The following is an 11,277-nucleotide window of genomic DNA, read 5'->3' on the forward strand; positions in this document are numbered from 1 at the left end:
CCTGCGTGGGGACGCTCGAACCGGAAGTCGCCAGGGCTATCAGCGCGCGGGCGTCGACCGGATGACGATCTCCCCGCCGACCGGCGATCTGGCGGAGCTGCGGCCGATTCTCGAGCGATTTCGCCGCGAGGTGATCGAGCCCCTGTCCAGCTGAGCGATGATCGGTGGAGTATTCAGCCCGGGCGGGTGCAATAGCATTGGAAACGAAGTCGGTGATCAGATCTCAAGGGGAGTTCACGCTTTTCTTGATGAACCACCCCGGGTTTCCGGAATACCCAAGACACACCTCTTTGTTCTCGGATCTCCTCATGGCTTCCCTTCAGGTTTGCTTGGGTCCGCTTTGCGCAGGCAGTTGGGAGGCGAACGAGCAGTAGTCGATCGTCGGGTGGGATCCCCCTTGCCGGGGTCAAGATGCGCACGTGCATCAGAGCTGCCGCGGCAAGAGCAAGACCTGGATCTTCCACTCTGTGTAGGTTCAGGCGCCGATGCTGGCGTGGATGTTCGCGAGGCGCATCAATGGCCCACGGCGATCGGATCAGGCGACGTAACCAGATGGATATTCTGCGCGTCGGGAACGAGGGCACCGTCAACCATGCTGACGAAGGGCGCGCGGGACGGAAGGCGAGCCGTTGAAGAACGATGGCGCCATTTAGCAGGCTTGGGTATTCGAGATGGATACGCTCTCGAGGCATGTCGCGAGATCGACGTAGCTGTCGACATGCTCGTCAACGGCGGATTCCCTCGGTTCCGGTCCGGTGAGTTTCTGGTCGAGACGGGTTCCGCACCCCGCCTCAGTAGAGGTTCTTGGTGGCGTCGCGCTGGATGAGCCTTTCGACCAGCCAGCCGATGACGAGCTTATGAGCGCCCGATCCGTCGAGCGCGCCAACCAAGAGTCGACCGAGGTTCGGTAGCGTCTCGCGTGAGAGCCGACTTGACGGGTGCCATAAGAGGCTAGAGGCGTTGTGTTCGAACTTGAGGCTCATCACGGTCTCGATCGCCAGTCGAATGCCCAGACGTGGAGAGCGTCCTCGAATGGCTGAAGGGAGAAGAAGGTCGGTGTCCGAAGTGATACCCCCGCGCCCTGCGAGATGCAGCGCCTCAGCGGTGCCCGGTTGCACGACCAGAAGAGCCATCGAGGAATCCGAGATCCGGTTGCGGAAGCTGTCCGCAATGCGGTTGCCAGGCCGATCGGGAAGGAGGACCAGATCGTCAGCCAGTGCACGGACGAAGTCTGGTGGGTCGCCTCGCGGCGAGACATCGGCGGCGTCCTCCGTAGAGCTGGTACCTAGAAAGGCAAAAGGTGCCTCCGCGAGAAAAGCGAGATCGGCGTCGCCCTGGCGCTGGCGTTCCTCGGAGCGGAGCGTGTGTGGGGGTGGTGGCATTGAGGTTGGCGTCCATAGTCCGGAGCGCAGAAATGCCTTTGGACAATACAGGTAGACCTCGTCGACCCGTAGGATCGCGTCCTCGCCGATAACCTCGGCATGACCATTCAGCCGTAGCGTCTCATCGAAACCGGGGATCATGAACAGAGCGCCGATCCCGGTGCCCGATTGGAGGAGCCGGGCCAGCTCCGGAGCCACCGCCCGGATCCGAATTCGCCGCTCGTCGGGGGACCGCGCAGTGGCCGGGTCGAGCCGGTCCCGCTTCTTGCTGGCGGGCGTCCGACCCGGTGCCGGGATGACCCGCCGCAAGGCAGCTTCATCGCGGAAACTCAACGACGGTTCGAGCACGGACCAGTCGCGGCGGGGGGGCAAGCTGAGTACCTTTGCAGCAAGATATAATGAAATCGAATATCAATTTCATGAAGCTCTCACAAGCCCGCGGAAGGTCCTCAAGCCGGCCCCCGATCAGCCGAAGACCAACCTCGAGACTCGGAGAGAGCGGATTGCACGAGCAACGGGCCGAGCCGCCCCCCCCGATACCCGGGGATCTTGTAGATGCACTTCGGGGCACTTGTCCCCGAGGAATCCGCGTGGCCGCGGAGCGCCTCGGTGCTCGTCCCCCGGAAGGCGCCTTGGAACCCTCCTGGCCTGAGGAGGCGCTCGGAATCCACGGCGCCGTTCCGGCGCGGCGGGCCGAGTTCCACCTGGGCCGGGCATTGGCGCGCCGGGTGCTCGTCGAACTCGGGCGGCCTCCGTGCGCGATCCCAGTCCGCGCAGGGCGGGCGCCCCTCTGGCCAGCGGGCGTCGTGGGCTCGATCTCTCATGGAGCCGGTCTTTGTCTGGTCGCCGTAGCCGAGAAGAATGACGTCACGGCCCTCGGAATCGACGTCGAGATCGCCGCGCCCTTCGAGGCAAAGCTGATGCGGCGAGTTGCGTCGCCTTGCGAGCTCGAAGCGTTTTCCCGCGTCAATGCCTGCAGTGGGCCAGAGGCTGCGGCGATCCTGTTCTCGGCCAAGGAGTCGGTCTACAAGGCTCAGCACCCGATCTCCGGGGCGTTTCTCGAGTTCCAGGACGTGGCTGTCGAAGCTTCCGCTCCTGAGCGCTTCCGAGCCCACTTGCTTCCACCAGCAGCGCGCGGTGCCCTGGGTGAAGCTCGGCTCGAGGGCAGCTGGCACCGGGTCGGCCCCTGGCTCGCGACGCTATGTACCCTGGAGCCTCCTCAATGAGCGGGGCTCGCCACGAGCTGGGGGCTCGGGTACCGCCCCGCGACCGCGCCGACTCTGACCCGGTCCGACCTCTCGCTCCCGCCCAACGCCGCTTCTGGTACGCCCACCAACTCTTCCAGGACGAAGCCGTCGGTAACGAAGCCGTCGCGCTAGAGCTGCGCGGCCGCCTTGATTCAGAGGCGTTGGAGGTCGCGCTGCTGCATCTGCTCGCGCGCCACGAGGGTCTGCGTTCTTCCTGGTTTGAGTTCGAAGGCGAGCCCGGCTACCGGGTCCACAAGGCCCAGCTCGATCTGACGACGTCATCAGCCGAGGGCCTTGGGGACGAGGATCTCTTCGCTCGGATCCGCTCGAAGACGGCGGTACGCCAGGACCTGGCCACGCACCCCACCACGCGCTTCGAGCTGATCCGTCGCGGCCCGAAGGAGCATCTCCTGGTCGCATACATCCCCCATCTGGCCCTCGACGGCTGGTCCTACTTGAAGATCCTTCCCGAGGATCTCCTCGCGCTGTATGTCGCCGAATGCAACGACGCATCGGCAACACGCCCCGCACCGCCGCGGCAATACCGTGCGTTCGCCGAGGCCCAGCTCGCCGCCGAGGGCTCGGAAGCGGAGGCCCGTGGCATCGCATGGTGGACCGAGAAGCTGAACGGGGCTCCCGCCGCACTGGAACTGCCAACCGACCGCTGCCGGCCTCCGATCGTCGACCCGGGAACCAAGCGGATCGAGCGGCGCCTTCCCATTGGGCTGCGTCGAGACCTGCTCTCCCTGGGTCACCGCCACGGTGCCAGCCTTGCGGACATTCTGCTAGCCGCATGGAATCTGTTGCTCCACCGCATGACCGGAGCCGAAGACATCGTCGTGGGAATGCCGTTGGCGAACCGTGAACCGGGATACCGCGATGTCTTCGGCTGTCTGATGAATCCGGTTTGCGTGCGAACCGATCTGGCTGGCGATCCCAGCTTTGCAGCTCTGCTGCAGCGGATCCTCGCAACGAAACGCGAGAGTTTCCCGTACCGCCGGATTCCGATGGATCGTGTCTACGAGAGCGTGGGCCGCGCGCGGAGAGCCGATCCAAGCCGCAATCCGATCTACCAGGTGATGTTCAACTACATCGACTTCGTGCCCGGCCCGCTCGAAGCCGAAGGTCTGCGGATGGATGTCCGTCGTCTCGAGGTGCCAGCCCTGCTCGACCTGACCCTCCATCCCGAGGACCGGGCGAACGAGACGAACATGATCCTCGAATACGCCACGGCCCTCTTCGAGCGAGAGAGCGCCGCGCGGATGCTCGAACACCTTCAGCGCCTACTCGAAGAGGTCGTCCTCGATGATGAGCGCCCGATCAGCCGGCTTCCCCTGCTAGGCGACCCGGAGAAACAGCGTGTCCTCTACGAGTGGAACGACACGGAGACTGCACGCCCGGACGACGCACTGATGTTCCATGCCTTCGAGCAGCAAGCACGAGGCGCACCAGACCGTATTGCATTGCTCTTCGGGGAAACCACGGTCAGCTACGGCGACCTCAATGCCCGAGCCAACCGCCTCGCCAACTACCTCGGCTCCTGTGGCGTGGGACGAGGCTCTCTGGTCGGCGTCTGCGTGCAGCGGGGGATCGAGCTGATCGTCGCTCTGCTCGCTGTCCAGAAGGCCGGTGCCGCCTACCTGCCTCTCGACCCGGACTACCCGCCCGAACGGCTGCGCTTCATGCTCGACGACGCGGACGCGGCGATCGTCGTCACCGAGGTTGCCCTGGCAGAGCGCCTTCCCGCAGATCGTCGGCTGCTCCCGGTGGATGCGCCCCTGGAGCAACGGGCGATCGCCAAGGCGGACGGGGAAGCCCCGCCCCCGATCGCCGAGCCGACGGATCGCGCCTACATCATCTACACGTCGGGATCGACCGGAAAACCCAAGGGCGTGGTGGTCCGTCATCACTCGGCAGTGAATCTGATCACCTGGGTCAACGAGCGCTTCGCTGTCGGCCCGGACGATCGCCTCTTGTTCGTTACGAGTCCGTGCTTCGACCTATCCGTCTACGACATCTTCGGGACTCTGGCCGCCGGTGCGTCCATCCGGATCGCTTCGTCCGAGGACCTTCAGGAGCCGGACGCCCTGGTCGAACTCCTTACCCAGGGTGGCATCACCTTCTGGGATTCAGCGCCCGCGGCCCTCGGGCAACTGGTTCCGTTCCTTCGGGAGCCGGCAGCCGACACCAGCCTCCGGCTGGTATTCCTGAGCGGCGACTGGATCCCCGTGCCTCTGCCGGATCAGGTCCGCCGCGCCTTCCCTGCCGCTGAGGTCGTGGCGCTTGGTGGCGCTACTGAGGCGACCATCTGGTCGAACTACTACGTGATCGATCAGGTCGACCCGGACTGGACGAGCATTCCCTACGGCCGACCCATTTCGAATGCGCGCTACTACATACTCGATCGGCACCTCGAGCCGGTTCCCATCGGTGTCCCAGGCGAGCTCTTCATCGGCGGGCCCTGCCTCGCCAGCGGCTACCACGCGCGTCCGGACTTGAATGCCGAGCGCTTTCTGCCCGACCCGTTCGGCGAGCACGATGACGATCACCTCTACCGCACCGGGGACATCGCGCGCTTTCTTCCAGATGGGAACATCGAGTTCCTGGGACGTCAGGATCACCAGGTGAAGGTAGGCGGCTACCGCGTCGAACTGGGAGAGATCGCGACCGCTCTCGAGAGTCACCCCGGCATCTCCCGGAGCATCGCGACCGCGCCGAGGAACGAGCACGGCGAACGAGATCTGGTCGCGCATTTTGTGCCGGAGCCCGCCAGCATCGCGGAGACCCCAAGCGACGCAAGCCTCCGTGACTATCTGCGCGCGAAGCTCCCCGCCTACATGATTCCCGTCTCTTTCGTCGCGATTGAGAAGATCCCGCTCACCGCCAATGGGAAGGTGGACCTTGATTCGCTGCCGGCCGCATGTCGGGATGCCCGGGATCCGGTCCTCCCCAGCACGGCTCCCGAACGTGCGCTCGCCGGGCTGTGGAGCCAAGAGTTGGGGTTCCAGGTGGACGATGTCCACGCCGACTTCTTCTGCCTGGGCGGCACTTCGATTCGTGCAGTTCGGCTGCTTTCGGCGATTCGCGATGCCTTCGATCGTCCCCTCCAGCTTCGAGATCTGTATCGCGAGCCGACGATCTCCGGACTTGCGCGGATTCTGGGTGAAGAGTGCGCCCAGCGCTCAGAGGCCCGGATTCCCCGACGAGGCAGCGGCACGCTCTGGCCGATCTCGTCGCCCCAGCTGCGCATGTGGTACACCCGTGAACTCAGCGACGACCCGACCCTCTACAACGTGTGCACGACGGTGGAGCTCGGAAAGATCGATGTCGCGGCCTTTGGTCGCGCGTGGGCCCGGCTCGTCGCGAGGCATGAGACGCTGCGCACGTGCTTCGAGGTCGTGGACGGACGTCCCTTCCAGCGCCTCCTCGAAACCGGTGAAGGGGCGCTGCTCGGTTGGAGGGATATCAGCAATGAGCCGCCCCCGGTCGCCCGCTCCAGCCACGCGGAGCTGGTTCGTGCCGAGGTTGGCCGAGCGTTCGACCTGGCCATTCGCCCGTGGCGCGCCGTCCTCGTTCGGATTGACGAGGAGGACCATCGTCTCCTGTTCAACCAGCACCATATCATCACCGACGACTGGTCCCTGGGCATCCTGATGGGCGACCTCGCGGCTCTCTATGAGGCCGAGCGGGCCGGAGCCGCACCGGCTTTGGCCGCACTGGAGATCGACTACACCGACTACAGTGTATGGGAGGCCGACGAAGAAGGACTCCACCCGAGTCAGAACGACCTCGCCTTTTGGCGCGATACCCTGGGCGAGGTCGAAACGCTCGAGCTACCGGCAGATGAGCCGGAGCCCTCAAACGTGTCCGGTGCCGGTCGGCGGCGGCGCTTCGAGATCGGTCCCCATCTCCACTCGGAGATCGAGGCTCTCGCTCGCACGGAGGGAGCCACACCCTACACGGTGTACCTCGCAGCGTTGGTTGCGCTGGCTCATCGCTATTCGGGGCAGGAAGACATCACGATCTCCACACCCGTTTCGATCCGTGGCAGACCTGAGCTCGAGCCCCTCGCGGGGTGCCTGATCAACATGCTGCCGGTCCGAATCGATGTCTCCGGGGAGCCATCCTTTCGCGAGCTTCTGCGCCGAACACGAGACGCGAGCCGTCTGGTTTTCGAGCACCGCGAGACGGCTCTGGAGCGAATTGTCGAGAACCAGCGATCCGTGAACCCCAATGTGAGCCAGCTTCAACAACTCGTCTTCAACTACGTCGAGGCGCCCGAGCCCATCGACGTAGACGGACAGCGGTGGAACTGGCAGGTCGTGCCCCCGAATGGCGCGAAGTTTGATCTTTCGTTCCACGTCCAAGCGGGCCCTGATGGACTCGTTGCTGACCTCAGCTACCGCTCGCAGCGTTTCGACGACGCAACGGCTCTCCGCCTGACAGAGCACTGGCAGCATGTCCTGCAGGCGGCGGTGCAGGATCCGGATCGTCAGGTCTGGTCGCTGCCCCTGATCACACAGGCTGAACGCCGCAGACTGCTCGGTGCATCGAACGACCTTGAAGTCGACTATCCACGGGATTGCAGCCTGGCATCGATCTTCGAAGAGCGCGTCGACGAAGATCCGAACCATGTGGCGCTGCGCTGGCATGGGGGACAGCTGCTCTATGGGGAACTCGATGCCCGGGCGAACCAGATCGCCCACGCGCTACGGGAGGCGGGGGTGAGGCGTGGCTCACGCGTCGGTGTGCTGCTCGAGCGGGGGCCGGATTTCGTTGCGACGATTCTGGCCATTCTCAAGGCCGATGCATGCTACGTCCCGCTGGATCCGGAAGCCCCCGCAGAGCGGCTCTCGTTCATGGCCGAGGACGCGAACCTCTCGGTCTCGGTCACGGACCAGTCCCTCGCCGCACGGCTGCCGACTGTGTGCCGGACGGTCGTCCGCGTCGACGAGGCTGCGGAGCTTCGGGCACGCTCCACCACGCGCGCCAACGGCTGCGCGACGGGGAGCGACCCCGCGTACGTGATGTACACCTCCGGGTCGACGGGTCAGCCCAAGGGAGTCGTGGTGCCGCAGCGCGGTGTCACCCGTCTGACCCATGGCGTGCGTTGGGCGGAACTCGGGCCCGACACGGTTCTCTGCCTGCTGTCTCCGGTGTTCTTCGACCTTTCGACCTTCGAGATCTTCGGCGCGCTCCTCACCGGCGGCACTCTTGCGATCCGTGCCCCCGGGCCACCCACTCTCGACGTGCTGGACCGTGCGATCTCCGAGCTCGGCGTGAATGCTCTGAGCATTCCGACCGGGCTCTTCCATGCGCTCGTGAGTGAGCGTCCCGAGAGCCTCCGGCCCGTCCGCCAGCTTTTCCCCTGCGGCGACGTGCTGAGCCCCGAGATCGCACGGATCGTTGCGCGTGAGTTGCCGGAAACGCGCCTGTGGAATCTATACGGTCCGACCGAATGCACGGTCTACGCAACAGGCTTCGAGGTAGAGGTGGATCCCGGGGCCCACGTCCCGATCGGCTGGCCAATCGAAAACACCACGGCGTATGTGCTCGATCCTCATGGCGAGCCCTGTCCGATCAACGTGCCCGGTGAGCTCCATCTGGGCGGAGACGGAGTCGCCACGGAATACCTCAATCGACCCGAGCTGACGGCGGAGCGGTTCGTTACTGATCCCTTCGCGAGTCGGTCGGGCAGGAGGATGTTTCGAACGGGGGATCTCGCCCGGAGACGCGCAGACGGACGCCTCGAGTTCCTGGGGCGCCTCGACCGGCAGGTAAAGATCCGCGGCCATCGCATCGAGCTCGGTGAAATCGAAGCGGCCCTCTACGCCCTGTCCGAAGTTGGCGAGGCTCTGGTCATGGCACGCACGGGGCCAGACGGACTCTACCTGGCGGCCTACGTGATCGAGAGTGGAGGCGAGCTGGACCCGAGCGAGGTGCGGATGCGCCTGGCCGGTACGCTTCCCGCGGCCGCGATCCCGGACTTCATTGTCCCCATCGACGCCATCCCGCTAACCGAGCGGGGCAAGATCGATCGCGATGCGTTGCCGGATCCGTTGGCCGTGACCACAGTTCGGCGTCGCGAACCCCGCGACGACCTGGAGCGACGAGTGGAGGGAATCTGGAAGGAACTGCTCCAGCGAACGGTCGATGTCGATGAGGACTTCTTCCGTATCGGGGGGAACTCCCTGATGGCACTGCAATTGACTGCCCGGCTCGAAGTGGAACTCGGGAAACCCGTCCCGCTGGCGGCCCTGCTCCGGACGCCGACAATCGCCGGTCTCGCCAACGCACTTCGAGGCGGCACCGAGCCGGATGACACCGAGCGGGAGCACGGCCGTCAGGTGATCTGCTTCCAGCGCGGTGCCAAGCGCCCGCCGCTTTGGCTGGTCCATCCGATCGGTGGCTACGTGGTCTATGCGCACTGGCTGGCCGACCATCAGGATCCGGACTTGCCTATCTATGGAATCGAGGCCTGCGGACTCGCTGGTTCGAGAGCCCCCCTCGAGACGATTGAGGAGATGGCAGAGTTCTACATTGCCCTGATCCGGGAGGTCCAGCCCGAGGGTCCGTACTACCTCGGTGGCTACTCCCTCGGTGGCCTCATTGCCTACGAAATCGCTCAGAAACTCCACGATGAGGGTGCCCACGTGGAACGCGTGATCCTGCTCGACACCTACGCGCCCGGCTACCCGCGTCACCTTCCGGCCTGGCGTCGCATGCTATCCACCCTCGCCCGCGCCGGTCGCAGCCCGGTCTCGAAGGTGGCCTCCGCTCTGGTCCGGCGCATCCGTCGCCCGAATCTCCTGTTCGGTCAGGACGCCCGGAAGATGCTTGACCACTACGACGTCGGCGACGAAGTGGACGGCGTGCGAGGTGGCCGCGTCCGGGACGTGATCGAGGCGGGACGGACTGCACTCTGCCACTACCGTGCCCGACCCTATGCGGGAAACCTCCACGTAATTGCGGCGATCCGGCAGCCGGACTACCCCGGCGTGGTTTTCGACGATCCTGGCAACGGGTGGGGTGAGTGGGCGCGTGGTGGGCTCGAGGTGGACACGGTCGACTGCCATCACGTGGAACTCTTGAACGAACCAGCCCGGGCAGAGGTCGGTGCGCACCTCCGGGCTCTGCTCGCCCGGGCTCATGGCGTGGATGAATGAGAGGCCTTCCAGGCTCGAAGAGGCTCCCATTCGAGCAGTGCGCGGACGACGGCGCGATGGCCACTAGCATTCAGGTGAGTGTCGTCGGCGAAGAAGGTGACCTCGCCCTGCGCCGTCATTGCCTCCAACGTCGGGCCCAGGTCCAGGAAGGGGATGCCCCTCTCCCCAGCTTCCTGGGCCAGTCGCTCAGGGAGATCGCTGAGTTCCTGGTCGAGCTTGATCTCTGTATCGCCCGGCCACCGAACGTGGGCACCCATCGCGCGCAGCTTCACCGGAAAAAGAACGACCCGATACGATCCGCCGGCAGCCTCGACCTCGTCGCGAATTTCCCGGAGCGTGGTTCCGATGGCCTCGATCTCGGGGGCGAGCCCGGGCGGAACGATCGTGTTCTCGAGAAAGTAGACGTCCCGACCGCCCAGCTCGCCTACGCGTTGCCCGGCTGGGGACGGGAGAGAGGCCTTCCGCAACGCATCCAACACATGGGTGGCAAGCAGTCTCTGCTGCGCCCCTGACGGCCCCGCCTTCCGGGCCTCCGCCCGGCGGCGATAGCGGCGTGAGTCGGCGAGATCGTTGCCCTCGAACAGGAAGTGGAGCACCAGACGACCCTCCAACGGGAGACCGCTCGCGCGCAGCATGTCGCGCTGCTGCTGCGGCCCGATCCCGATCAGGGCAACGTTGACCACGGAGCGGTCGAGTGCTCGTTCGAGGCCAGCGCTGACGGTCGCCCGATAAGGCACCAGGCCCGAGACGACGAAAGAGTCTCCGAGGCAGATCACCTCTCCGCTCTCCCAGTCCACGTCGTTCCGGTAGCCGCGGCGATCAGTGCGGAAGTGGTAGCGGTAGGAGGGTGGATCGTCGAAACCCCAGGCGTGGGCGATATTGCCAATCGTCTCCCCGGAAACGTCGGCGTGCGGAATCGCCGTGTAGCCCAACCCGCTAGCGGGCGAGAAGCCGAAGAGCTTCCCGTAGTTCACGAGGCCAATCGCACCCGCGAGCTCGAGTAGAAACCAGACCGCCGCCAGCATCAGATTGCCCATCACGAATGCGAAGAACAGGCGAAGTGGTGCGGCGAGTGAGGCGCCGGCCAGCCCCAACCAGACGAGGGCGAGGCTAAGCAGCACCCACTTCCGGGGCCAGCTGCCAAAGAAGGCCCACTCTTCGTACTCCGGTGTGCGCCCGAGCGCCAGCACGCTAGCCGCCGCGAGCAGGCACAGGCCGGAGCCCAGGGCGGCCGCTCGCCGTATGCCAAGTGCAAGTGCTCGATTCGATTGGTTCGGGTCCATCGCCACGTAGTGAACGTCGCGAAACCCGGGCCTAGGAGAAAGACCTGTCGAGAAGGAATGTTGTGAAGTTCGGGATCATGGCTCCGTACATGATGGCGCCCGTCGAAGACGGGGCCTATGCGGCGAGCTTCGGGCAGCTCGCCGAGGAGATGGGCTTCGAATCGGTCTGGGTGGTCGATCACGTGGTGATGTGTCCGGC

General features: G+C 65.2%; 6 protein-coding genes. 4 read left to right on the top strand and 2 right to left on the bottom strand.

The annotated features are described in order from the left end of the window. A partial coding sequence (locus GY937_28585; GenBank protein MCP5060673.1) for a hypothetical protein occupies nucleotides 1-154 on the top strand: 154 nt, incomplete at its 5' end. A 637-nt stretch (nucleotides 155-791) separates the two neighbouring features. Here the strand turns inward: GY937_28585 and GY937_28590 are convergent. Beyond that, entirely contained in the window at nucleotides 792-1,754 is a 963-nt protein-coding gene (locus GY937_28590; protein ID MCP5060674.1) for a hypothetical protein, read from the bottom strand. A gap of 218 nt (nucleotides 1,755-1,972) precedes the next feature. On the opposite strand from GY937_28590, the gene GY937_28595 reads away from it, so the two are divergent. Then, entirely contained in the window at nucleotides 1,973-2,608 is a 636-nt protein-coding gene (locus GY937_28595; GenBank protein ID MCP5060675.1) for a 4'-phosphopantetheinyl transferase superfamily protein, read from the top strand. Then, complete coding sequence (locus GY937_28600) at nucleotides 2,605-9,795, top strand: amino acid adenylation domain-containing protein (protein MCP5060676.1); 7,191 nt, start codon at nucleotides 2,605-2,607, stop codon at nucleotides 9,793-9,795. The genes GY937_28595 and GY937_28600 overlap by 4 nt, the downstream gene beginning before the upstream one ends. Here the strand turns inward: GY937_28600 and GY937_28605 are convergent. Next, a complete protein-coding gene (locus tag GY937_28605; protein ID MCP5060677.1) occupies nucleotides 9,777-11,084 on the bottom strand; it encodes a hypothetical protein in 1,308 nt (435 codons plus the stop codon). The two genes, GY937_28600 and GY937_28605, sit on opposite strands and share 19 nt — an antisense overlap. 56 nt (nucleotides 11,085-11,140) lie before the next feature. Between GY937_28605 and GY937_28610 the strand changes: the two genes are divergently transcribed. Next, nucleotides 11,141-11,277 (top strand): hypothetical protein (locus GY937_28610; GenBank protein ID MCP5060678.1); only part of this gene is annotated, 137 nt, incomplete at its 3' end.

It is taken from the genome of bacterium (genome assembly GCA_024228115.1).
GTDB lineage: Bacteria > Myxococcota_A > UBA9160 > UBA9160 > UBA6930.